The 22542-nt window shown below is 64.6% G+C and carries 21 protein-coding genes; 14 read left to right on the top strand and 7 right to left on the bottom strand.

Annotation, left to right across the window (positions count from 1 at the left end):
• Positions 1 to 3: 3 nt before the first annotated feature.
• Together QMX83_RS03715 and QMX83_RS03710 are read right to left on the bottom strand one after the other, a co-directional pair.
• Positions 4 to 378, bottom strand: a complete 375-nt coding sequence (locus QMX83_RS03715; protein WP_282295308.1) for a hypothetical protein — start codon at positions 376 to 378, stop codon at positions 4 to 6.
• A 73-nt stretch (positions 379 to 451) separates the two neighbouring features.
• The gene (locus tag QMX83_RS03710; protein WP_282295307.1) at positions 452 to 1462 is read right to left on the bottom strand and encodes a DUF4034 domain-containing protein; all 1011 of its coding nucleotides are present in this window, start codon (positions 1460 to 1462) and stop codon (positions 452 to 454) included.
• Positions 1463 to 1651: 189 nt separating this feature from the next.
• Here QMX83_RS03710 and QMX83_RS03705 point away from each other — a divergent pair, with 189 nt between their 5' ends.
• Both QMX83_RS03705 and QMX83_RS03700 read left to right on the top strand, forming a co-directional pair.
• The gene (locus tag QMX83_RS03705) at positions 1652 to 2464 is read left to right on the top strand and encodes a hypothetical protein (RefSeq protein WP_282295306.1); all 813 of its coding nucleotides are present in this window, start codon (positions 1652 to 1654) and stop codon (positions 2462 to 2464) included.
• A gap of 11 nt (positions 2465 to 2475) precedes the next feature.
• Entirely contained in the window at positions 2476 to 3261 is a 786-nt protein-coding gene (locus QMX83_RS03700; RefSeq protein ID WP_282295304.1) for a transporter, read from the top strand.
• A gap of 15 nt (positions 3262 to 3276) precedes the next feature.
• Here the strand turns inward: QMX83_RS03700 and QMX83_RS03695 are convergent, their stop codons facing one another.
• Positions 3277 to 3696, bottom strand: a complete 420-nt coding sequence (locus QMX83_RS03695) for a DUF202 domain-containing protein (RefSeq protein WP_282295302.1) — start codon at positions 3694 to 3696, stop codon at positions 3277 to 3279.
• 157 nt (positions 3697 to 3853) lie between these two features.
• On the opposite strand from QMX83_RS03695, the gene QMX83_RS03690 reads away from it, so the two are divergent.
• Both QMX83_RS03690 and ligD read left to right on the top strand, forming a co-directional pair.
• Positions 3854 to 4768, top strand: a complete 915-nt coding sequence (locus tag QMX83_RS03690; RefSeq protein ID WP_282295300.1) for a Ku protein — start codon at positions 3854 to 3856, stop codon at positions 4766 to 4768.
• Positions 4769 to 4780: 12 nt separating this feature from the next.
• Entirely contained in the window at positions 4781 to 7312 is a 2532-nt protein-coding gene (ligD, locus tag QMX83_RS03685) for a DNA ligase D (RefSeq protein WP_282295299.1), read from the top strand.
• 13 nt (positions 7313 to 7325) lie between these two features.
• Here ligD and QMX83_RS03680 read toward each other — a convergent pair whose 3' ends face one another.
• Complete coding sequence (locus tag QMX83_RS03680; RefSeq protein WP_282295298.1) at positions 7326 to 8939, bottom strand: phosphoethanolamine--lipid A transferase; 1614 nt, start codon at positions 8937 to 8939, stop codon at positions 7326 to 7328.
• 282 nt (positions 8940 to 9221) lie between these two features.
• On the opposite strand from QMX83_RS03680, the gene QMX83_RS03675 reads away from it, so the two are divergent.
• The 6 genes from QMX83_RS03675 to QMX83_RS03650 all read left to right on the top strand — a co-directional run bounded on the left by QMX83_RS03675 (position 9222) and on the right by QMX83_RS03650 (position 17348).
• Complete coding sequence (locus QMX83_RS03675) at positions 9222 to 10328, top strand: efflux RND transporter periplasmic adaptor subunit (protein WP_282295297.1); 1107 nt, start codon at positions 9222 to 9224, stop codon at positions 10326 to 10328.
• A complete protein-coding gene (locus tag QMX83_RS03670; RefSeq protein ID WP_282295296.1) occupies positions 10325 to 13417 on the top strand; it encodes an efflux RND transporter permease subunit in 3093 nt (1030 codons plus the stop codon). Before QMX83_RS03675 ends, QMX83_RS03670 begins: the two co-directional genes overlap by 4 nt.
• Entirely contained in the window at positions 13414 to 14430 is a 1017-nt protein-coding gene (locus QMX83_RS03665) for an aspartyl/asparaginyl beta-hydroxylase domain-containing protein (RefSeq protein ID WP_282295295.1), read from the top strand. Before QMX83_RS03670 ends, QMX83_RS03665 begins: the two co-directional genes overlap by 4 nt.
• Positions 14427 to 15122 carry a response regulator transcription factor gene (locus QMX83_RS03660; protein WP_282295294.1) on the top strand — a complete coding sequence of 232 codons (696 nt, stop codon included), beginning with the start codon at positions 14427 to 14429 and terminating at the stop codon, positions 15120 to 15122. The genes QMX83_RS03665 and QMX83_RS03660 overlap by 4 nt, the downstream gene beginning before the upstream one ends.
• Complete coding sequence (locus QMX83_RS03655) at positions 15115 to 16452, top strand: HAMP domain-containing sensor histidine kinase (RefSeq protein WP_282295293.1); 1338 nt, start codon at positions 15115 to 15117, stop codon at positions 16450 to 16452. The genes QMX83_RS03660 and QMX83_RS03655 overlap by 8 nt, the downstream gene beginning before the upstream one ends.
• A 98-nt stretch (positions 16453 to 16550) precedes the next feature.
• Entirely contained in the window at positions 16551 to 17348 is a 798-nt protein-coding gene (locus QMX83_RS03650; RefSeq protein WP_282295292.1) for a MipA/OmpV family protein, read from the top strand.
• Here QMX83_RS03650 and QMX83_RS03645 read toward each other — a convergent pair.
• Positions 17332 to 18231 carry a LysR family transcriptional regulator gene (locus tag QMX83_RS03645; protein ID WP_282295291.1) on the bottom strand — a complete coding sequence of 300 codons (900 nt, stop codon included), beginning with the start codon at positions 18229 to 18231 and terminating at the stop codon, positions 17332 to 17334. The genes QMX83_RS03650 and QMX83_RS03645 overlap by 17 nt on opposite strands.
• A 185-nt stretch (positions 18232 to 18416) precedes the next feature.
• Between QMX83_RS03645 and QMX83_RS03640 the strand changes: the two genes are divergently transcribed.
• Both QMX83_RS03640 and QMX83_RS03635 read left to right on the top strand, forming a co-directional pair.
• Positions 18417 to 19058 carry a hydrolase gene (locus tag QMX83_RS03640; RefSeq protein WP_282295290.1) on the top strand — a complete coding sequence of 214 codons (642 nt, stop codon included), beginning with the start codon at positions 18417 to 18419 and terminating at the stop codon, positions 19056 to 19058.
• A gap of 44 nt (positions 19059 to 19102) precedes the next feature.
• On the top strand, positions 19103 to 19909 hold the full coding sequence (locus QMX83_RS03635) for a hypothetical protein (RefSeq protein ID WP_282295289.1): 807 nt from the start codon (positions 19103 to 19105) through the stop codon (positions 19907 to 19909).
• Here the strand turns inward: QMX83_RS03635 and arsB are convergent.
• Both arsB and QMX83_RS03625 read right to left on the bottom strand, forming a co-directional pair.
• Positions 19899 to 20954: an ACR3 family arsenite efflux transporter gene (gene arsB, locus QMX83_RS03630; protein WP_282295288.1), complete on the bottom strand. Its 1056-nt coding sequence runs from the start codon at positions 20952 to 20954 to the stop codon at positions 19899 to 19901. The genes QMX83_RS03635 and arsB overlap by 11 nt on opposite strands.
• Before the next feature lie 33 nt (positions 20955 to 20987).
• On the bottom strand, positions 20988 to 21302 hold the full coding sequence (locus QMX83_RS03625; protein ID WP_282295287.1) for a metalloregulator ArsR/SmtB family transcription factor: 315 nt from the start codon (positions 21300 to 21302) through the stop codon (positions 20988 to 20990).
• Between the two features lie 39 nt (positions 21303 to 21341).
• Here QMX83_RS03625 and arsH point away from each other — a divergent pair, with 39 nt between their 5' ends.
• Together arsH and arsC are read left to right on the top strand one after the other, a co-directional pair.
• A complete protein-coding gene (gene arsH / locus QMX83_RS03620) occupies positions 21342 to 22082 on the top strand; it encodes an arsenical resistance protein ArsH (protein ID WP_282295286.1) in 741 nt (246 codons plus the stop codon).
• On the top strand, positions 22079 to 22513 hold the full coding sequence (gene arsC, locus QMX83_RS03615) for an arsenate reductase (glutaredoxin) (protein WP_282295285.1): 435 nt from the start codon (positions 22079 to 22081) through the stop codon (positions 22511 to 22513). The genes arsH and arsC overlap by 4 nt, the downstream gene beginning before the upstream one ends.
• The last annotated feature ends 29 nt before the right edge of the window (positions 22514 to 22542 follow it).

The following is a 22542-nucleotide window of genomic DNA, read 5'->3' as shown; positions in this document are numbered from 1 at the left end:
GCATCAGTTGCCCACGGTCATGCCGAAGCCACCGCTGGCTTTGAAGCTCAGCACCAGTTGCGCCACCCGCCATGAAATGAACGCGTACGTGCAGCAGAGGGCGATCTGCAGCAGCAGATGCCATTTCAGCCGGCTCAGCCGCCAGATCCCGTCGAACAGATTGAGCAGCAGCAGGCACACGCCGATGGCAGTTACCACGTAGCCCACCAGCGTGGGGTGGGCCAGATCCAGCTCGCCGGGGCCGGTGCGCACGACCTCCAAGCCGGCCGCGGTGACCAGCGAAGACACCGCAAGATTGCGTGTGTTCTCGAAGATCAGTCGCAGCACGCCGTCGTCGAACAACAGGGTGGCAATGCGCCGCAAGGGAGCTGGCAGCATGGGCGAGGCCTCTGGCTGGCAACATCGTTGTGTCCAGTTTGCCTCGCCCCCGACAGCTTTGGCCTCGGTAGAACTACTGGTCCCCGCCCGCGGGCAGCTGCTGGCAGTACTCGTAGACGCCTTCACTTCCCCAGATGTTCAAATCCGGAGCGCCGTTCAACTGCTTCATCAATCGCGCAGTGCGCACGCCATCATTGGCCATGCAGGTGAAATAGGCAAAGCGTTCAAGATTCCGTTGGCTAGGGTACTGCGCAACGACCCTGTCGATGCCACGTGAAGCAATCGCCCAATCGAAGGTGGGTGTTCCGAAGGGATGAAACCCCGCATTCACCAGCAGATCTTCGTAGATGCGCAAATAGAGGACGTCTCGGTCTTTGGTCGGCACGTGTGTCATCGCATGCCGAGCGAAACTGTCGATCGCCTGGAATGACCCGCCATAAGACGGCATTCGATAAAAAGCCGACACGGAGAACAGTCCAAAGAAGTAGGGATACCGCGATGCACCCTCGTCGAAAAATCTGCTTTCAACAAGATCGGGGCGCTTCAAGCGGAACGCCGCGTGCTGCATGATCGAGTAGTAGTAGGGATCCCGCGCCGCGACTGGGCGGTTGGCAAGAAGGTGATCTGCCGCCTTGCCCACATACTCACGGTAGGGGTCCCAGTTGGCTGCAGGTACCTCACGGCTAGACACCTCTCCACGATAGCTCATGCCGCGGTTGTACCAGGCGCGTGCCAGTACAACATGAGCAGTTGCTGATTTCGGCTGCAGGTCCACCCAGCGCTGCGCCCACTTGATCCGTGCGTCCCATTGCGCGGCGTCATGCTCGTCGATTGAAAGATACCGAAAGGAGAGTGTCTGGTAGAAGTACATCAGGCTTGATTCACCGTTATCGGTGAGGGCACCGGGAGATCGATACGACGCAGCAAGGCGATCCAGGGCCGCGTAGTCGTCTGCGTCCACCAACGCCTGAACCTTGCGGGCGATGGAGGACTCAGTCTCCCGTGAGCTCAGCGTGCGCGACTCGGCCGCCAACGGCCATCCCATCATCAGGGCGAGTACAACACCTATGCACTTCATCGACATCAGAACGACCTTCCCTGGCGGCTCCCACTGGAGCGGGTGGGCAGATTCTAGCCCAGGACACGCCCATGCTGCTGCCTGCGTCGTTCACTGGCAGTTCCCCGGTAGAACTACTGACGCGGCCGGTACCCCGGTTGCGCATGCTCTGGGCGAAACGACGCGTGCCGCGTCGCCCCGTGGACGGGTGCCCGCATGGATATTCCCGCCAGCTATCCGAGCCTGCCTCTCTGGATGATAACCCTTTGCTTCCTGATCGCCTTGCTGGTGGCGCGTGAAGTGGGAGCCGCTGTGTCGCGCTGGCAGCATCGCAAGCGCACACGACATGGCCACGTTGAGCCACCGGCGGAGGATGACAAGGACAGGGATGCCTTTGCCATGACCTCGGTGCTGGGTCTGCTCGCGCTGCTGATCGGCTTCACCTTCTCGCTGTCGCTGGGGCGCTACGACGAGCGGCGCCAGCTGGTGGTACATGAGGCCAATGCGCTGGGGACGACCTGGCTGCGTACCGACCTGCTGGAAGCGGGCGATCGTGCGCGCATGCAGGAGGTGCTGCGACGCTACGTGGATGCGCGGGTGGACTTTGCCAACGCAAAGACCGCCGATGAGGAGGTGCAGCAGAATGCCCGCACCGTTGCGTTGCAGAATGAACTGTGGCGGGTTCTGGTCGACGGCACCCAGGCCTTCCGTGACACACCCCGCGCGTCCCTGCTGTTTACCACCACCAATGAATCGATCGACCTGGCGGCTGAACGTTTTGCGGCGCGCCAGGACCACATTCCGCCCCGCATTCTGCGCATGTTGCTGCTGTTTGCGATGCTGGCAGCCGCACTGGTGGGCTACGAGCGGCCGCATCAGCGGCGGAGTACGGTGCTGCTGCTGGTACTGCTGACGCTGGCAGTGGGGCTGATTCTGGATCTGGATCGTGCCAGTACGGGCCTCACCCATGTGCCGCAGGAACCGATGCTGGATCTCCAGCGGAGCCTGCGGGTGGAGGGTTCGCCATGAAGATGAGGTGGATGTTGACGGGTGCTTTCGCGTCGGGTGCTCTGCTGTGCGCAGGCGGGGCCCAGGCACAGAGCAGCGACGCCGACGAACTGGCCAAGAAGCTCTCCAACCCGGTGGCGGCGCTGATCAGCGTGCCGTTCCAGTACAACTACGACGAGACGTATGGCGAGGAAGGCTACCGGCACAATCTGAACATCCAGCCGGTCGCCCCGTTCCAGATCTCAGAGCACTGGAATGTCATTTCGCGCACCATTCTGCCGATCACGTATCAGAAAGACGTGATACCCGGGACAGACCAAGCCGGTATTGGCGATATCACCCAGAGCTTCTTCTTCTCGCCGCGGGAACCGGGTCCGTCCGGGGTGATCTGGGGCATCGGCCCGGCACTTCTGCTGCCCACCGGCACCGACGATCTAGGTGCGGATACCTGGGCAGCGGGCCCAACCTTCGTGGTGCTCAAGCAAGACCACGGCTGGACGTTGGGCGCACTGGTGAACCACCTGGCTGATGTGGCGGGTACGGGCAGCCGTCGGGCGGACATCAGTTCGACCTTCATCCAGCCGTTTGCCTCGCGCGCGTATGCGGGTGGGCGCACGTTGACGTTCAACCTGGAGTCGACCTACGACTGGAAAGCCAGCCAGTGGACCGTGCCGCTCAACATCCAGTACGCCAAAGTCACCAAGGTGGGGGGACAGATGCTGAGCTTCCAGGGTGGTGCCCGGGTCTATCTGGAGACGCCGCGTGGCGGTCCAGACTGGGGGCTGCGGTTCGGGGTGACATTGCTGTTCCCGAAGTAGCACCCGCCTGGGTGCTCAGTGATCCGTGAACAACCACACCGCCGTGAATCCCCCCAGCAGCAACAGCCCGATGCTGAAGGCGGTCGTCGCCCGGTGGCGGGTCACGATCACGCCACGCTCGATATCACTGCTGACCTGCCAATAGCGGACCAGTGACCAGACCAGCAGGGCCAGCCCGAGCAGAACCATGCCGAAGCCGGCATTGCTGGCGTCGTGCAGCAGCAGTCGTCCCCCTTCCGGGGCCTGGTCGTTCTGGATGAGGTAGGTGCTGAAGCGGTTGATGGTGATGCCAAAGCCGATCAGCGACACCGTGGTCCGCAGGTAGGCCAGGTGGGTGCGCTCGTTGGCCATGTGGGTGCGGCCACGCGCCAGGTCGGTGGACAACGAGCCGGTGGTGGCGGTCGTGTGCTCGGAATGTGAGCTGGGCGTGGTCATGGCGTGGAACTCCAAATCCGGTGTACGTGCAATCTACGCAAAGCCGGCTGCAGCTACCTGCGTAAAAGTACCGATGGTCCCGCCGCTTCTACGCCTTCACGCACGACCGACTGGCTCCGGCCTACAACGGGACATCGTTCCATCAAAGAGACGTGACATGGCCAGACCGATCTGGACCGGATCGCTTTCATTCGGGTTGCTGAACGTGCCGGTGTCGTTGATGTCCGGCGAACGCGGCACCGACCTGAGCTTCCGCATGCTGGATGCGCGTGACAAGAAGCCGATCCGCTACGAGCGGGTGAACGCAGATACCGGTGAAGAGGTGCCCTGGAAGGACATCGTCAAGGCCTTTGAGTACGACAAAGGCAGCTACGTGGTCATCGAGAAGGAAGACATTGCCGCGGCGGCACCCGAGACGCACGAGTCGATCGACGTGGAGGCGTTCGTGGATGCCAACAGCATCGGCCTGCGCTACTTCGAGAAGCCCTACATCCTGGTGCCGGGAAAGAAGGCGGAGAAGGGCTACGTGCTGCTGCGCGAAACCTTGAAGGACACCGGCAAGGTTGGCGTTGGCCGGGTGGTGATCCGCACCCGTGAGTACATCTGCGCGGTGATGCCCGAGGACGATGCACTGATCATGATCCTCCTGCGCTATCCGCAGGAGCTGGTCGCACCGGAGGAGTACAAGCTGCCCAAAGGCACGGCCAAAGAGTATCGCGTCGCGCCCAAGGAGCTGGAGATGGCGCGCAAGCTTATTGAAAGCATGAGCTCTGACTGGAGCCCGGACGACTACCAGGACGAGTTCCGCGAACGCCTGTCGGTGATCATCAAGAAGCGGATGAAGCAGGCCGGTGCCCGTACCAAGTTCGAAGAGCCCGAACACCACGAAGATGCCGCCACCAACGTGGTGGATTTCATGACACTGCTGCAGAAGAGCCTGGACAGCAATCGGCGCACGCCCGCGAAGAAGGCCGCGAGCAGAACCGTAAAGAAGGCCAAGCCTGCAAAGAGGGCCACGAAGAAGGCTGCGGCAAAGAAAGCACCGGCAAAGAAAGCGCGCAAGCGCGCCTGATCGGACCCGTGCATGAGCCTGAGCGAGTACCGGCGTAAGCGCAGCTTTGAAAAGACCCGCGAGCCCGAGCCGGGCAAGCCCACCCCGCGCGGGAAGCGTGCCATCTTCGTGGTGCAGCTGCACCATGCCAGTCGGCGGCATTACGACTTCCGCCTGCAGGTGGGTGACGCATTGAAGAGCTGGGCCGTGCCCAAGGGCCCGAGCTACGACCCCAAGGTCAAGCGGATGGCCGTGGAGGTGGAGGACCACCCGCTGGACTACGCCGGCTTCGAAGGTGATATCCCCAAGGGCGAGTATGGGGGTGGCCATGTGGCGCAGTTCGACCATGGGGTCTGGGCGACCGAGGGTGATGCCGAGGTGCAGCTGGCAAAGGGCCACCTCCGGTTCGAGCTGTTCGGCGACAAACTCAAGGGCGGCTGGCATCTGGTGCGTTCGGGAAAATCGGCGCGACAGCCACAGTGGCTGCTTTTCAAAGACAACGATGCCTTCGCCGGCCCACTGGAGGCCGATGACCTGCTGGCAGATGTCACCACGGCACCCGCTGCTGATCGCAAGCGGGCGGGGGCAGGCAAAACGAACAAGAAGCGGCTCGCGACATTACCGCCAGCCACGCGCCGGCGGCGCACGGACTGGGCAAAGAAGGCGAGCGCGCTGGTCGGAGCAAGGAAGGCGGCTGCACCCACAGGCCCGTTCGCACCGCAGCTGGCGAAGCTGGGCGACCGCGTGCCGGGCGGCGCGGACTGGATTCACGAGATCAAATGGGATGGCTATCGCCTTCTGGCCACGGTGAAGGACCGTGCCGTGCGCCTGTGGTCGCGCAACGGCCTGGAGTGGACCGACAAGGCGCCTGAGATCCGTGATGCGGTGGCAGCGCTGGGCCTGGAGTCGGCTGCGCTGGACGGCGAACTGATCGCGGGCAAGGGCACCAAGCAGGATTTCAACCTGCTGCAGGCAACGCTGTCGGGCGAACGGCAGGCAAGCCTGGCCTATGTGCTGTTCGACCTGCTGCACCTCAATGGTGCGGACATCACCCGGGCTCCGTTGCTGGCCCGCAAGGCACTGCTCCAGGACGTGTTGGACATTGATGTGCCCCATCTGGCGTACAGCTCGCATGGACAGGGCAATGGCGACCGGGCCTTCGAGACAGCGGGTGCACAACACTTCGAGGGCATCATCTCGAAACGCGCGGATCGTGCTTACCACGCCGGGCGCAGCGATGACTGGCGCAAGACCAAACAGCTGGCCAGCGAGGAGTTCGCGGTCGTCGGCTATACCGCCCCGAAAGGCAGCCGCACGGGGTTTGGTTCGCTGCTGCTGGCACGCCGGGACGCCGAACATGGCTGGCGCTACGCGGGCCGGGTGGGGACGGGCTTCACCGAGGCGCGCCTGCGCGAGATCAGCGCGCTGATCGGCAAGGCCGGAAGCAAGACGCCCAGCGTCCATATCCCTGAGATGGACACCGACCTGCGGAGCGCCACCTGGTTCAAGCCGCGCTTCGTGGTGGAAGTGTTCCATCGGGGCATCGGCGGGCAGCGACTGCTCCGCCAACCCTCCTTGAAAGCGGTACGCGAGGACAAGCAGGTGAGTGATCTGATGGACAGCGATCGAGCCACATCGACAGCGGTGCCAAAGAAGTCGGCGAAGAAATCGACAAGCGCGAAGAAGACAGTCAAGGAAATGCCGACGCTGTCGTCGCCCACCAAGGTGCTGTTCGCCGACGAGGGCATCACCAAGCAGGATGTCTGGGACTATTACACCGCCGTCATGGACTACATTTTGCCGGAAGTCGTTGGGCGGCCGCTGTCCGTCATCCGCTGCCCCAGTGGCACCGCCAAGGCCTGTTTCTTCCAGAAGCACCATACGGCTGGCATGGACATCGTCGATACCGTGCGGCTCAAGGAAGAGAGCGGGTCGCAGGGCGACTATCTGGTGGTGCGCGACGCTGCAGGTCTGATGGAGCTGGTCCAATTCAATACGCTGGAGTTCCATCCGTGGGGGAGCCATGCCGAATCGCCGGACCGCGCCGACCGGGTGGTGTTCGACCTTGACCCAGGCCCCGGCGTGCCGTTCTCCGAGGTCAAGAAAGCGGCAACCGACATTCGCAGCAAGCTGAAGCAACTGAAGCTGGAATCCTTCCTGCGCGTATCAGGGGGCAAGGGGCTTCACGTCGTGGTACCGCTGCGTCCCGGCTGCGACTGGGATCTGACCAAGCGCTTTGCCAAGGGATTTGCCGAAGCGCTCGCGGAGTCCGAACCGGATCGCTTCCTGTCCAAAGCCGCCAAGAGCCTGCGCAACAAGCGGATCTTCGTGGACTACCTGCGCAACGGTCGCGGTGCTACCGCGGTGGCGTCGTACTCCCTGCGCGCACGCCCCGGCGCGCCGGTGGCCATGCCCATCAGCTGGACCGAGTTGTCCAAGCTGCAGCGTGCCGACACATTTACCTTGAAGACGGTGCCGGCAAAGCTCAAACGCCGCCGCAAGGATCCTTGGGAAGGGATCGACACGATCAAGCAGAGTCTGTCGCGCTGGAGCCGTGCCCTATGAACCGCCGCGCAGCCTAGGCACTCGCCTTGACACAGCTCGCAAACACATCCTGCGTGGGGTCATACGCGCGGGTCTTCACCTGCATCAGCCCCAACAGGGAAGAGAACAGCACGTCATGGTCGGTACGCTGCCGGGCGCGATCGGCCAGGCAACGGGTGTCCAGTCCGCGCGCCGTGGCAAAGCGCTGCGAGAACCACATCACCATCGGCACCGAGGTCTGCTCGGCCGGGGCGATGGCATACGGCACGCCGTGCAGGTACAGGCCTTTCTCACCCAGTGACTCACCATGGTCTGAGACATATACCAGCGCGGTGTCGTAGTCTTCCATGGCCTGCAGCTCATGAATCGTGCGGGCCAGGAAATGGTCGGTGTACAGCACCGCGTTGTCGTAGGCGTTGACGATCTGCTGCGGGGTGCAGTTGCCCAGCTCGGGATTCTGGCAGGGTGGGGCGAACTTGCGGAAGCTGTCCGGGTAGCGCTGGAAGTAGCTGGGCCCGTGGTTGCCCAGCTGGTGCAGCACGACCACGCGGTCACCTGGCTTTGCCCTTACCTGTGCATCCAGCCCCTTGAGCAGCACCTCGTCCATGCAGCGCCCGTCCTTGCACAATGACGGGTCGATGGCGTCGGTCAGCGACTCGAATGCGGTGCCTTCGCACACGCCTTTGCAGCCAGACTGGTTGTCGCGCCAGAGCGTGTTGATGCCGACCCGGTCAAACACGTTCAACAGCGACTGCTGGCCGCGAATGGCTTTCTCGTCATAGTTGCGGCGTCCGATCTGCGAGAACATGCAGGGCAGCGACACCTCGGTGCTGGTGCCGCAGGAATGCATGTCCGGGAAGTTGACCACGCCGATCTGTGCGAGCTCCGGGGTGGTCTGTCGCCCATACCCATTCAAGCCCCAGTTCTGGGCACGCACGGTTTCACCCACCACGAACACCAGTAGTCGCGGGCGGCTGCCGGCCGGGCGTGCCGATGCCACGGCATCCTGGGCGATCGGGGACTTCGGGGCTTTGGCGATGGGCGAGCTGCTGCGCAGGTTCTGCTTCAGGCCGACGACGTAGTTCATCGGGGTGGCCAGGTACTTGATCTCGCGGTGATTGCGCAGCATCGACGCGACGTCGGCCGAGGCCAGCATGACGGACGTAGCGCCGAACACGATCAATCCGACCATGAAGAGCGGCCGCACCCACAGCGTGCGGGTCCAGGCGCGCGGCACGATGCGCGCGCGCCAGAGCAGCAACGTGGGCACCACGGCGGTCAGCAGCACCGGCAGGATCAGGCTCGGCGTCATCAGCTCGCGCGATTCCTTGACGTCCGTCGCCAGCACGTTGCGCACCATGTCCGCATCCATGTACACGCCGTAGCGCGTCATGTAGTGCACGGCAAGGGCGGTCACGAACAGCAGCACGGTCAACACCGGCTTCGCCGACCAACGCCACACCAGCAGCGACAGCAGCAGACCGTTGGCGGCAACCAGCACCCCAAACAAGGCGACCAGGAACAGCAGGCTTCCGGGGTGTAGCGCGTAGGCGGCCTTCCAGAAGGGACCATTGCTTATCACCGCGAAGAACACACTCGCCAGCACCACAAGCGCTTCCGGACTGACCGAAGGATGCCATGCGCCCAAGCGTCCCCACACCCCGGTGGTGGGAGTTGTCGCCGGTGTCGCTTGGGCGCTGCCAAGGACGGCCGACGTTGATGAGGAAGCAGAAGGGGCCACGTGCCATGCCACTGAGTTGCGAAGTTGGCCGGGATTCTGGAAACGGAGAGGTCGGATTTCGGTCGGAGGGTAGCTAGCGATTCGTTAATGCACAGGTGATGGTTCAGCAATCGCGCCCACGGCGACATTTCTCCGACATGCCCGCGCCATCCTCCGCGCCGTCTGTCTGCCAAGAGGAAGTTGCACCCCATGAGATCTGGCCGTATCGCTGCTGTCGCCCTGGTGGCTATCGCGTTGCTTGCGTCGGGCTGGACGCGTTACTCGCGCCCGCCGGAAACCGCCGCTGAGCCAGCGCCGGTCATGTCGGTCAATCTGGTGCAGCCGCAGTTGCAACGCTGGCCGCTGCAGGTGGCCGCCACGGGCGCGGTGGCGGCATGGCAGGAGGCCAGCATCGGTTCGGAAGCCAACGGTCTGTTGCTGACCGAGGTGCGGGTCAATGTCGGCGACACGGTCCGACCCGGCGAGGTGCTTGCGCGCTTCAGCCCGGAACTCATGCAGGCCGAACTCGCCGAAGCCAGCGCCGCCGTGGCGCTGGCCCGCGCGGAAGCCCATGAAGCCGCCGCCAATCACCAGCGTGCACAGGCCCTGGACGGTGCCGGGGTGATGTCCCGGCAGCAGGTCAGCCAGTACCAGGCGGCTGCTCTGACGTCCCGGGCCCGGCTGCAGGCGGCGCAGGCCGCCGAGCAGAAGGCACGACTGCGCGTCCAGCAGACCCAGGTGCGGGCATCGGGCGCGGGCGTGATCAGCGCACGCAGTGCCACGGTCGGGGCCGTCGTCCCCGCCGGGCAGGAACTGTTCCGGCTGATCCGTGACGGCCGGCTGGAATGGCGCGCCGTCGTGTCCAGTGCCGACCTGCAGCAGCTTCAGGTGGGTCAGTCCGCGCACATCCGCCTGGCCGACGGTGGAACCTTGCAGGGCACGGTGCGCAGCATCGGCCCGATGATCGACGGCAGCTCACGTAGCGGCCAGGTCTACGTCGACCTGCCTGCGTCCGTCGCGGTGCGTGCGGGTGACTTCGTCCAGGGACACATCCTGGTGGGCGAGCGCAGCGCATTGACCCTGCCGCAGACCGCCGTGCTGATGCGCGACGGGTTTCATTTCGTCATGCAGATCGGGCAGGGCGGGTTTGTGACCACGCGGAAGGTGGCAGTGGGTCGACAGCGCGAAGGGCGAATGGAAATCGTCGAAGGTTTGGAGGCTGCTGACGCGGTGATCGCCTCCGGACTGGGCTTCCTCAATGACGCTGACCGGGTGCGGGTTGCCGATGCACGCGGCCACGCTGGGGCGTCACCATGAGCCGGAATCTGTCGAGCTGGTCGATTCGCAACCCGGTGGCGGTCACCCTGCTGTTTGTCCTGCTGACGCTGGCCGGTGTGGTCGGATTCCGTGCAATGAAGGTGCAGAACTTCCCGGATATCGATTTCCCGATCATCACGGTCACCGCCACACTACCGGGCGCGTCACCGTCGCAGCTGGAAAACGACGTTGCGCGGCGGATCGAGGACGCACTGGCCAACCTGCAGGGACTGAAGCACCTCAACACCACGTTGACCGACAGCGTGGCCAGCATCAGCGCCGAGTTCGAGATCGGCGTGCCGGTGCAGCAGGCGATGGATGACGTGCGCAATGCCGTGGGCAGCGTGCGCGCGCAGCTGCCGAGCGACCTCCAGGACCCGGTGATCAGCAAGGTCGAACTGGCCAGCCAGCCGGTGCTGACCTTCGCGCTGCAGTCGGCGGCGCTGGATGCCGAAGCACTTTCGTGGTTGATCGATCACCAGGTCAGCCGCCGGTTGCTGGGAACGCCCGGCGTCGGTGCGGTCAACCGCGTGGGTGGCGTGGATCGAGAAGTGACGGTTGCCCTGGACGCGGCCAAGCTGCAAGGCCTCAACGCGAGCGCGGCCGATGTGTCGCGCCAGTTGCGGCAGGCGCAGCTTGAAGCCTCTGGCGGGCGGGTGGCCCTGGAGGGGGCGGAGCAATCGGTGCGGACTGTTGCCACGGTACAGACGGCGTCACAGATCGCCTCGCTGTACCTGACGCTGGCGGATGATCGCCGGGTCCGGCTTGACCACGTGGCGGAGGTGGAGGACGGCATTGCCGAGCCACGCTCCGCCGCGCTGCTGGACGGGCAGCCGGTGGTGGCGTTCGATGTGCTGCGTGCTCGCGGCGCCAGTGAGCTGGACGTTGCCGACCGCGTGCACGCTGCGCTGGCTGACCTGAAGCGCGAGTACCCCCAGGTGCACTTCCAGCAGGCGGTGACCAACGTCGATCCGATTGCCGACAACTACACCGGTTCCATGCTGTTGCTGGTGGAAGGGGCCGTGCTGGCGGTGATCGTGGTGCTGGTCTTCCTGCGCGACTGGCGGGCGACCCTGATCGCCGCCGTCGCACTACCGCTGTCCGCCATTCCGACGTTCGCGGTGATGCAGCTGATGGGGTTCTCCCTCAATACGGTGTCGCTGCTGTCCCTGTCACTGATCATTGGCGTGCTGGTAGACGATGCCATCGTCGAGATCGAGAACATCGAGCGCCATCTGTTGATGGGGAAGACGCCAGTGCGCGCCGCAGACGAGGCCGCCAGCGAGATCGGCCTGGCCGTGGTGGCCACCACGCTGACCCTGGTGGCGGTGTTTCTGCCCACCTCGTTGATGGGCGGCGTGGTAGGGCGTTACTTCGTCCAGTTTGGCTGGACCGCGGCCGTCGCCGTGCTGTTCTCGCTGCTGGTGGCCCGCATGTTGACGCCCACGATGGCGGCATGGTTGCTGAAAGCGCCCGCGCACCGCCCGAAGCCGCCGCGCTGGGTGCTACGGTACCTGCGCGCGGTGCGTGCCTGCCTGCATCACCCGCGGCGCACGTTGGCGGCCGGCGCTGCCGTGGTGGCGCTGGGGCTTTCAATTGCCGCGCAGCTGCCCGGCGAGTTCATGCCCGCCGATGACGGCGATCACGTGCAGGTGAGCCTGACACTGGTACCCGGCAGCCGCCTTCTGGACACACAGGCGGTGGCCGAGCAGGCACGCACCCTCATCGCGCGCCACGCCCAGGTGGCGTCCGTTTACAGCACCATCGGCAGCGGCGGCAGCGGCTCGGGCGATCCCGATGGCGAAGCGCCCACTGCGAGCGTCAACATCGCCACCCTGACCGTCACCCTGCGGCCGCGCGCGGAACGTGACGGCATCACCCGCCAGGCCATCGAAGCCGAGCTCCGCGACGCGCTGGTCGGGCTGACGGGGGTACGTGTAGGCGTAGGCAGCGACAGTGAGGGGCTGGAACTGGTGCTGAGGGGCGACGACGGCGACGCACTGCTGCGCCACGCCCATGTCGTGGAACGCGAACTGCGCGGCATTCCCGGCATTGGCACCGTGGTCTCGTCGGCAGCGCTGGAGCGGCCGGAACTGGTGGTCCGTCCCGACTTCGCACGGGCGGCCGATCTGGGTGTCAATGCGCAGTCCATCGCCGATACCTTGCGCGTGGCGACCCAGGGCGACTATCGCCAGGACCTGGCCAAGCTCAACCTGAGCAGCCGACAGGTGCCGGTGGTGGTGCGGCTGCAGCACAGTGCCCGCGATGACCTCGACACACTGCGTCGCCTGCCCGTGCCCGGCGCGCGCGGGGCAGTGCCGCTGGAAAGCGTCGCGCAGCTGGAGCTGCGCAGTGGTCCGGCCGAGCTGACCCGCTACGACCGCCAGCGCAATGTCACTCTGCAGGTCGCACTGAACGGGCAGCCACTGGGCGAGGTGGAGCGTCAGGCAATGGCGTTGCCCAGCCTGACGCAGCTGCCGCGGGGCATCCAGCACGCCGCTGCAGGCGACGCTGAAGTGATGGGCGAGCTGGTGGCTGGGTTTGCGCTGGCGATGGGCACCGGCGTGCTGTGCGTGTACATGCTGCTGGTGCTGTTGTTGAAGGACTTCGCGCAGCCGCTCACCGTGCTGGTCGCCTTGTGCCTCTCCTTGCCGGGCGCGTTCCTGGCGCTGTGGATCGCCGGGCAGACGCTGTCGATGCCGTCGATGATCGGCCTGATCATGTTGATGGGCATCACCACCAAGAACGCCATCCTGCTGGTGGACTACATCGTCATCGCCCGCCGCGACCACGGCCTGCCGCGCAGGCAGGCGGTGATCGATGCCTGCCGCAAGCGCGCACGTCCGATCGTCATGACCACGCTGGCAATGGGGGCGGGCATGCTGCCGGTCGCACTGGGTTGGGGGGCAGACCCCAGCTTCCGCGCGCCGATGGGCGTTGTGGTGATGGGCGGGCTGCTCAGCTCCACCGTGCTGTGCCTGCTGGTGGTGCCGGTGGCGTACTGCCTGATGGACGACGCCGTGCAGTGGCTTCGCAGGTGGGCCCAGCGGCCGGGGCAGCCCGCCGTTGCGGCGGAGGTGTCGACATGAGCGCTGCGCTTTGGATCATGATCGCGCTGCTGGTGTATGCCGTGGTCGCGGTGGTGTACGTGTATCGGTATCGCGGCCAGGTCCGCTACGCAGGCTTCGGCCAGTACCTGCGCAAAAGCTGGCCGCTGTTCGCGCCGTTCAACTGCCTGCTGTATCTGGCCACGAAACGCGAGGCAAGGCGGCCGGTGGTGGAACCGCACTACCTCGATGGCATCCATCGCCTGCGCCGCAACTGGCGTCGCATCCGCGACGAGGCGATGGCCCTGCACGCCTCCGGCGACATCGAGGCTGCCTCTGCACCGGGCACGGCAGGGCATGACGACGTGGGGTTCCGCACCTTCCACAAGCGCGGCTGGCGTCGCTTCTACCTGACCTGGTATGGGCCCGCGCACGCATCGGCCGAGCGCCTGTGCCCGTCCACGGTGCGGCTGGTGGAGGGCATCCCGGGCGTGCGCGCGGCGATGTTCTCGGTGCTTCCACCGGGCTCGGAGCTCAGCCTGCATTCCGATCCGCTGGCCTGCTCGCTGCGCTATCACCTGGGGCTGGATACTCCGGAGTCCGACGACTGTTTCATCTGCGTGGACGGCCATCCGATCGCCTGGCGCAATGGACAGGATTTCGTGTTCGACGAAACCTATCCGCACTACGTCAAGAACAACACTGATGCCGTGCGCGTGATTCTGATGTGTGACGTGGAGCGCCCGATGGCATGGCCCGGCCGCCTCTTCAATCGCCTGTATGCCGGGTTGGCGCGCGGCATGACCGTGCCCAACACGCCTGAAGACCGGCAGGGGCCGATCAGCTGGCTGTTCGGCGTGCTGGGGCCGGTGCGGGCCCGTGGCCTGCGCCTGAAGGAGCGCCACCGCGGGCTGTACAAGGCCCTCAAGCTCACCCTCAACGCCGGCCTGCTGGCGCTCGCCGCAAGCACGGTTTTTGCCGTGCTAGAGTGCCTGCATTCCCTGCTGGTGCTGATGGGCCACACTTCTGATGGGATGCGGTCTCTTCTGCCATGACGTCTACAGCGCTTTCGATCCTCATCATTGAAGACAACGCCCAACTGGCGGCGAACCTCTACGACTATCTGGAGGCCTGCGGTCATCGCCTGGACGCCGCGCCCGACGGCGTCTCCGGCCTGCATCTGGCCGCCAGCAACAGCTACGACGCCATCGTGCTGGACTGGAATCTGCCGCGCATGGACGGCCTGAGCGTGCTGCGCCGCCTGCGTGGCGAGGCCAAAAGCCTGGTGCCGGTCATCATGCTCACCGCGCGGGACCAGGTGGCGGACAAGATCGACGGATTTGAATCGGGCCTGGACGACTATCTGGTCAAGCCGGTGGCCCTGCCGGAGATCGAAGTGCGGCTGCGGTCGCTGGTGGCGCGCCGGCGGCAGATTGTCACGCCGGCCAACATACTGCAGGTGGCCGATCTGGAGTTTGACCTAGGCACCCTGCAGGCGCATCGCGCCGGCCGCCCGGTGACCCTGACCCGTACCGGGCGCCGCCTGCTTGAACTGCTGATGCGTGAGAGTCCGCAGGTAGTCAGTCGCGACCGTCTCGAGAATGCCGCCTGGGGCGACGCCGTACCCGGCACCGACCTGCTGCGCTCCCACATGTATGTGCTGCGCCGAGCCATTGAGACCGATGGCGAGGTGCCGCTGCTGCATACGGTGTCCGGATCCGGCTACCGGCTGTGCGAACGTGACTGAGTCCCGCCGCCGGCGAGGTCGCAGCCTGCATTGGTGGGCCAGCGTGGCGCTGATCATGCTGGGGTTGCAGATGCTGCTCGCCATCGGCGTGACCAACTTCAGCGGGCAGCTGCTGATGGAAGATCGCTACTGGAGCGACCTGATGCGCTCCATCGCGGACGATCACGCCGCACTGGTGAAGGAGGGGCGGGTGGTGGAGCTGCCGCAGCGCGGCATGATCCGGTCTTGGTATGTCGAAAATGGGGGCGAGGGCAGGGCAGGCGCGCCGGCCTACCTCGCCGACCTGCCGCCGGGCATCTACAGTTCCGAGTCGTCGATGGTCTCGCATTCGGAGTTCGCCGACCCCGGCGGCGACCCCAGCTACCACGCGCTGATCACCGCGCTGCCCCATGGCAGGCTGATCACCCGGGTGGAGATCGATTCGCTGGAGCGCACCCAGAACCGCTATTCCCGCTACAGCGCGCTGTGGGTGTTCTGCTTTGCCGGCGTGATTGCCGGCTTCATCGTCTGGCTGCATGCCAACCTGGTCCGTCCCGTGCACGACCTGGCCAGGCGCATGCAGGCCATGAATCCCGGCGACCCGCAGGCGCGCCTGCCGACCGACTACAAACGCGAAGAGATCCAGGTCATTGCCAGCGCCAGCAACGCACATCTGGATCGCGTGGCGCAGTTCATCGAGCGCGAGCGCAGCCTGCTTGACCAGGCCAGCCATGAGTTCCGTACGCCGATTGCGGTCATTGCGGGGGCGGTGGATGTCCTCAAGCAACAGCCGTTACCCGCAGCCGCGAACGCGCCGCTGGTGCGGATCGAACACGCGGTGGAGGATCTGTCCGAGACCATGGTGGCGCTGTTGTATCTGGCGCGGGAGGCACCCCCACAAGGCGGTCACGGTGATGTCACGGCCTTGCACGACCTGCTGCCACGGCTGCTGCACGACCACGAGCATCTGCTGCCGGGCAGGGACACCCGGTTGCAGCTGGGTGAAATGGAGCCCACGTTTGTGGCTGCCCCCGAAGCCATGATCCGCATTGCCGCCAGCAACCTCATCCGCAACGCCATCGAAAACACCCGCCAGGGCATCGTGCGCATCGCACTGGCGAAGGGTGTGCTCTCGGTCAGCGATTCGGGCAGCGGGTTTGATCCGGCCGAAGCGGCACGCCGCTATCGCGACCTGCTGCGGCAGGGCTCGCCTGCGCGTGGGCAAGGGCTGGGCCTGTTCCTGATCGGGCGCATCTGCGACCACTTTGGCTGGACGCTGGGCATTGATTCTTCAACCGACGGCACCCGTGCCACGCTGGACATGCGCGCCAGCTGCATCGAGATTCCCTGAGCGGTCAGCACGCATTCACGCGGAGGCTACTTCGCGCGACATTTCAGCGACATCGCCGCGCCACGCTGGGCACCCCATCTGGAGAGGTCCGGCAACTCATGATCAAGTTCCTGTTTCCCGTACTGGCCTGCGGGCTTTCGTTCAGCGCGCTCGCCCAACAGGGCGACGATGGCAACCCGGGCGAGCAGGGCCCGCCGCGTTGGGGCCTGGGGTTGGGCGCGGTGGTAACAGACAGCCCGTACGCAGGGGAGGGCACCAAGGTGATGCCATTCCCGCTGCTGGGCTACAACGGTGATCACTTCTATGTGGAAGGTCTCACTGCAGGTTGGAAGTTCATCGAGAACAACAGCTTCAATGCAGCCGTCGTGGCCAAGATGCGCATGGATGGCTTCGACGTGAAAGACCTCGGTCCCCGCGAACTGGCCGACAACGGCATTGACTACCGCCTGCTGGACGACCGTGACAAGGGTCTGGACCTGGGCACCAAGCTGGTCTGGCGCGGCAGTTTCGGTGAACTGGAGTTCGAAGCCCTGGCCGATGTCACCGACGCCAGTGGCGGACAGGAGGCCTCGCTGCAGTACGGCTATGGTTTCGGCGTGGGCAAGGGCCAGTTGACCCCGAACGTGGGCGTCACCTGGCAGTCCAAAGACATGGGCAACTACTACTACGGCACGCTCAAGGAAGAAGTGGCCCGTGGCGTGGTCGACTACCGCCCCGGCAGCGTGACCGTGCCGCATGTCGGCGTGAGCTACTTCCGGCCGCTCGGCGAGAAGTGGAGCATGATGGGCTTCGCGCAGTACAAGCTGCTGCCGGACAAGATCACCGACAGCCCCTTGATCGAGCGCGACACCGACGGCAGCGCCACGGTATTCCTCGGGATCATGCGCGGGTTCTGATGCGATCCAGGTGTGGTGCCTGATCGAAGCATTCGATCAGCAGTTCAGTCAGCACCCGCACCTTGCGTGACGGGTGCCGCCCCGGCGGGCGGATCACATAGATGCCCGCCGACGGCGGTGGATAGCGCGGCATGACGACCTGCAGCGTTCCATTGGCCACGTGCTCCTCCACGATGGCATCGGGCAGCCAGGCCACGCCCAGCCCGGCGATGGCCGCCACCGCCAGCGCAGTGCCGTTGTCGGCCTTGAAGCGGCCCTGCGGCCGGACCGTGACCACCTTGTCGCCGTCCACGAACTGCCAGGGCTCGGTGCCCTGCATGAGGGCCTCATGTTGAGCCAGTTCTTCCGGTGTTTCCGGCGCACCGTTGGCCGCGATGTAGGCGGGGCTGGCCACCAGCTTGCCGTGCAGGGGGCCCACGCATCGGGCGACCAGACTGGAGTCAGCCAGATACCCCGCGCGGATCGCGCAGTCGAAGCCCTCGTTGACCAGGTCCACGAAGCGGTCGCTGTAATAGGTGTGCACCTGCAGATGCGGGTGGCGTACGGCCAGTTCCGCCAGGACCGAAGCAAAATGGGTCGGCCCGAAGGTCAGGGGCAGGGCAATGCGCAATCTGCCGCGCAGTTCGCCCTCAGGCTGGAGCGCCTCGCGCGCCTGGTCGATCTCCGCACAGGCCTTCGCGGCGTGCTCCCGGAAGAGGGCACCGGCCTCGGTCAAGGCTGCGCCGCGCGTGGTGCGTGCCAGCAACTGCACGCCGAGTTCGGCCTCCAGCCGGGCGAGGGTACGGCTGGCAATCGATTTGGAGATGCCCAGTCGTCGCGCTGCCGGCGAGACGCCACCCGCGTCTGCCACTTCCACGAACGTTCGCAGATCTTCGATATCCACACCGGGCCCTCCAGCTGAGTCTGCATCCTGACATACCCGCACGGGGGAGGGTGTTGCAGCGAGCGCGACACAGTTGCGCGGCCGCTGTGCCTACCGCCGGACGTGGCGTGATGACAAGGTTTTCAGGCCCCAGCGGGTCACCGCCGAGCGGGCGCTATCCCCTTATTGCAGCAAAGGATGCATTCATGGCTTTCCGTAACGGTCTCTCCTCGCTTCTTCGTCCTGAAGACTCCGTCGTCGTGCTGATCGACCATCAGCCGTATCAGCTGGCCAATCTCAACAGCCACGACCCGCAAGCGGTGGTCAACAACGCCACTGCACTGGCCAAGGTGGCGAAAGCCTTCGACGTGCCCACGATTCTGACCAGCGTGATCGCCGAGCGTGGTGGCCTCATCTTCCCGCACATCACCGACGTGTTCCCGGACCAGAAGGTCATCGACCGCACATTCATCAATACCTGGGAAGATCCCGCCGTGGTCGACGTGGTCAAGGCCACCGGCCGCAAGCAGCTGATCATTGCCGGCCTGTGGACCGAGATCTGCGTGGCCATGCCGGTCATCCAGGCGCTGGGCGAGGGCTGGGACGTGACCGTGGTGACCGACGCCTGCGGTGCGGTGTCGGTCGAGGCGCACGAAGTGGCCATCCAGCGCATGATCGCAGCCGGTGCCAACGTCATGACCTGGGTGGCCGTGGCGGCCGAATGGCAGCGCGACTGGGCCCGACTGGAGCACGTGGAAGCGCTGACCGAGGTGTTCAAGTACCACGCCGCCGGCAGTGGCGTGGCCTATCTGTGGGAGCAGCAGCTGCTCAATACGCCGGCCCCCTGACCACGCTAGAATGCCGGAACACCTGTCGCGCCACGAGGCCGCTGATGCTCCCTTCGGACCGGAACCGGCCACGTTGGTATGCCGTGGCGATGGTTGCTCTGGCGTTGCTGACATCTGCAGCCGGTGGTGCTGCGGCACCACCGACTGGCGTGCAGGGTCGCGCGGCCTTTCTGCAGGAGCAGACCCGCCTGCGTGCTGACAGGGTGCAGGAACTTCACGCCGTGATGCAGATCCGCCCGGACCAGGCGGCGCTGTGGAAAGGGTTCGAGCAGCGCATGACCGGGCCGGACGCGCGCATGGCGGATCTGCAGGTGGAGAGCGAGACCCACCGTCACGGCAGACTGCTGGATGACCTGGCGCTATTGAGTCGCTGGCAATCTGCGCAGGCCACGGAGCAGCGGGTGATGGTGGACGCACTGCGTTGGCTGTATCCGCAATTGGATGCAGCACAACGTAAAGCGCTCGGCGAATTTGAGGCCAACGACATGCCGCTGCCGCCGCCCGGCGCAGACGCGGACAAGCAACTGGATGCCGAACGCGATCGCTGGTTGAAGCGGCGCGCCGAATTGAAACAATCGCTGCAACTACGACCTGAGCAGGCGGCTGCCTGGAAAGCTTTCGAAGCGGAGACCGCCGATCCGATGGCACGCAGCCGCGCGGTACTGACAGGACCCCGCACGGCCAAGCCGCCGTTCGATCTGATGGATTTCATGACACGGATGCAGGAAGCACTGCCAACCGATACGGCAGATTGGCTGGCAGCCTTGCGTCGTCTGGATCGTAGTCTGGACGCTGCTCAGCGGAAACGTCTTGATGCGTTCGTGGAGCAGCACCCGTCGCTCATGGAGTGAGGATGGCAGGGAAAAAACGCTTGCCCAGCCGCAGGGCGACATGGACCAGCAGGATCAGTACCGGCACCTCCACCAGCGGACCCATGACCGCCGCGAACGCGACCGGCGAGGCCAAGCCGAAGGCGGCAATGGCAACCGCGATGGCCAGTTCGAAGTTGTTGCCGGCTGCAGTAAAGGCAATCGCGGTCGTACGCGGATAGTCCTTGGCAATGAGCCTGCCCATGAAGAAGCTCAGGACGAACTGGATGACGAAGTAAAGCATCAGTGGAACTGCGATCCGCACTGCATCCATCGGGATACGCAACACGTCGCCTCCCTTCAGGCTGAACATGGCAACGATCGTGAAGAGCAGAGCCACCAGTGTGATCGGGCTGATCGCCGGCAGGAACGTCTCTTCGTACCAATGCACCCCTTTGCGCGCCTTGAGCCAGCGTCGGGTGAGGAAGCCTGCGAGGAAGGGGATGCCCAGATAGATCAGGACTGCCTCGGCTATGGTCCAGAAGCTGACGTCGATCACGCTGCCTTGCAGGCCGAACACGGGCGGCAGCCACGAGAGAAAGAACCACGCGTACCCGCTGAACAGCGCGATCTGGAAGAGCGAGTTGAAGGCCACAAGCCCCGCTACGTACTGCCCATCTCCGCGCGCGAGCTGGTTCCAGACCAATACCATCGCGATGCAGCGCGCCAGGCCGATCAGGATCAGACCGGTCATGTACTCGGGGTGGTCGCGCAGGAACAGCGCCGCCAATCCGAACATGAGGAAGGGACCGATGATCCAGTTCTGCACCAGCGAGAGCATCAGTACCCGCTTATCGGCGAACACCTGCGGCAGCTCTTCGTACTTCACCTTGGCCAGTGGTGGATACATCATCAAGATCAGGCCAATGGCGATCGGGATGTTGGTTGTGCCAATCGAGAGGCGCTGGAGCCCGTTGGCCACGCCTTCGAACATCGCGCCGATGCTGACGCCCAATGCCATCGCCAGGAATATCCAAAGCGTAAGGTATCGGTCCAGAAAGGACAGGCGTGGGGAATCAGCGGCCATCATGAGTCCAGAAGAAACGGCGAAAAGGGTGGGTCAGCAGCCAGCCGGTCGGTTGCAGGCTTGGTCGTCGGCGCAACAGTTCTCGGTCAGGTAGTCCACCAGTGCGGTCATCGCTTCAAACTGGGCGCGGTAGCAGATCGTGCGGCCGCGCTGCTCGGCTGTGATCAAGCCAGCCGCCATCAGTTCCTTCAGATGGAACGAGAGCGTGGCACCGGGCAGCGAGAGCGCCAAGGCAATGTCGCCTGCCAGCTTGCCCCCAGCGCCTGCCCGCACCAGTAGCCGGAAGATGGAGAGGCGGCTTTGATGACCCAGGGCGGCCAAGGCATGGGTTGCGCTGTTGTGTTCCATATTTCTAGAATAGTCGAATCAAGGTGCCGGAGCAACCCCATGCCATCGCTTCCCAACGTCGTTCCAGGTGCCCTGGACGTGCCAACGGTCGAAAAACTGAGAGAGTCGAACACCCCATCGCACCCTCCGCGCAGTCTGATCCTTTACGGATCGCTGAGGCCACAGTCCTTCAGTCGCAAGCTGGCACTGGAGGCGCAAAGGCTGCTGGAGCACCTGGGCGCGGAAACCCGTCTGTTCGATCCCCACGAGTTGCCGATGCTCGATTCTGTGCCGGCATCCCATCCGAAGGTGCAGGAACTGCGGCAGGCCTCACTATGGTCAGAGGGCCACGTGTGGGTCAGCCCGGAACGCCATGGAACATTGACGGCGGTATTCAAGAACCAGATCGACTGGCTCCCGCTGGAAGAGGGGAGCGTGCGCCCGACCCAAGGCCGCACGCTGGCAGTAATGCAAGTCTGCGGTGGCTCCCAGTCGTTCAATGTGGTCAACGCACTGCGCGTGCTCGGCCGTTGGATGCGCATGGTCACCATCCCGAACCAGTCCTCGGTCGCAAAGGCCTGGCAGGAATTTGATGACGAAGGGCGAATGAAGCCCTCTGCCTTCTACGATCGCGTAGTGGATGTGATGGAAGAACTGGTCAAGTTCACCCTGCTGGTTCGCGGCCGCAGCGACTATCTCGTCGAGCGCTACAGCGAACGAAAGGGTGCAGTCGAAGCAGCCGCATTGGCTGCAGCTGCCGGCGTCATCGAGGCTGTATCGAATGAAGAGGAGAGCGCATGAACGCCGTCATCTATCACAATCCATCGTGCGGAACCTCGCGAAACACGTTGGCCTTGATTCGCCACGCAGGCATTGAGCCCCAGGTCATTGAGTATCTGGTCGACCCACCCAGCCGAGCACGCCTCGTTGAGTTGATTGCAGTCGCAGGATTGGACGTTCGGAGTGCCATCCGCGAGAAAGGCACACCCTATCTTGAACTGGGATTGGACGATCCAGCGTTGACCGACGACGCTCTGCTTGATGCCATGATGGCCCACCCGATTCTCATCAATCGCCCCTTCGTGCAGACCGACATGGGCACGCGCTTGTGCCGGCCGTCTGAAGTGGTCGTGGATATCCTGCCGCCACTGCCCGCGCCGTTTACGAAGGAGGATGGCGAGGTGGTGCTCGGTCAGGACGTCAGGCGCGAAGACGGATTGGCCACGGGTTGATTGCGGCAACCACAGGAGCGTCACCCGGG

The organism is Stenotrophomonas sp. PS02289, assembly GCF_029960115.1.
In the GTDB taxonomy this organism is placed as follows: Bacteria; Pseudomonadota; Gammaproteobacteria; order Xanthomonadales; family Xanthomonadaceae; genus Stenotrophomonas.
This window is presented reverse-complemented; position numbering and strand designations above follow the sequence as displayed.

Excerpts from the sequence above, each read along its gene's own strand:
- QMX83_RS03625 (WP_282295287.1), bottom strand. The coding sequence starts at position 21,302 with ATGGAACACAACAGCGCAACCCATGCCTTGGCCGCCCTGGGTCATCAA.
- QMX83_RS03670 (WP_282295296.1), top strand. The coding sequence starts at position 10,325 with ATGAGCCGGAATCTGTCGAGCTGGTCGATTCGCAACCCGGTGGCGGTC.
- arsH (WP_282295286.1), top strand. The coding sequence starts at position 21,342 with ATGCCATCGCTTCCCAACGTCGTTCCAGGTGCCCTGGACGTGCCAACG.
- ligD (WP_282295299.1), top strand. The coding sequence starts at position 4,781 with ATGAGCCTGAGCGAGTACCGGCGTAAGCGCAGCTTTGAAAAGACCCGC.
- QMX83_RS03650 (WP_282295292.1), top strand. The coding sequence starts at position 16,551 with ATGATCAAGTTCCTGTTTCCCGTACTGGCCTGCGGGCTTTCGTTCAGC.
- QMX83_RS03700 (WP_282295304.1), top strand. The coding sequence starts at position 2,476 with ATGTTGACGGGTGCTTTCGCGTCGGGTGCTCTGCTGTGCGCAGGCGGG.
- QMX83_RS03710 (WP_282295307.1), bottom strand. The coding sequence starts at position 1,462 with ATGTCGATGAAGTGCATAGGTGTTGTACTCGCCCTGATGATGGGATGG.
- arsB (WP_282295288.1), bottom strand. The coding sequence starts at position 20,954 with ATGGCCGCTGATTCCCCACGCCTGTCCTTTCTGGACCGATACCTTACG.
- QMX83_RS03635 (WP_282295289.1), top strand. The coding sequence starts at position 19,103 with ATGCTCCCTTCGGACCGGAACCGGCCACGTTGGTATGCCGTGGCGATG.
- arsC (WP_282295285.1), top strand. The coding sequence starts at position 22,079 with ATGAACGCCGTCATCTATCACAATCCATCGTGCGGAACCTCGCGAAAC.
- QMX83_RS03705 (WP_282295306.1), top strand. The coding sequence starts at position 1,652 with ATGGATATTCCCGCCAGCTATCCGAGCCTGCCTCTCTGGATGATAACC.
- QMX83_RS03675 (WP_282295297.1), top strand. The coding sequence starts at position 9,222 with ATGAGATCTGGCCGTATCGCTGCTGTCGCCCTGGTGGCTATCGCGTTG.
- QMX83_RS03715 (WP_282295308.1), bottom strand. The coding sequence starts at position 378 with ATGCTGCCAGCTCCCTTGCGGCGCATTGCCACCCTGTTGTTCGACGAC.
- QMX83_RS03695 (WP_282295302.1), bottom strand. The coding sequence starts at position 3,696 with ATGACCACGCCCAGCTCACATTCCGAGCACACGACCGCCACCACCGGC.
- QMX83_RS03640 (WP_282295290.1), top strand. The coding sequence starts at position 18,417 with ATGGCTTTCCGTAACGGTCTCTCCTCGCTTCTTCGTCCTGAAGACTCC.
- QMX83_RS03665 (WP_282295295.1), top strand. The coding sequence starts at position 13,414 with ATGAGCGCTGCGCTTTGGATCATGATCGCGCTGCTGGTGTATGCCGTG.
- QMX83_RS03660 (WP_282295294.1), top strand. The coding sequence starts at position 14,427 with ATGACGTCTACAGCGCTTTCGATCCTCATCATTGAAGACAACGCCCAA.
- QMX83_RS03690 (WP_282295300.1), top strand. The coding sequence starts at position 3,854 with ATGGCCAGACCGATCTGGACCGGATCGCTTTCATTCGGGTTGCTGAAC.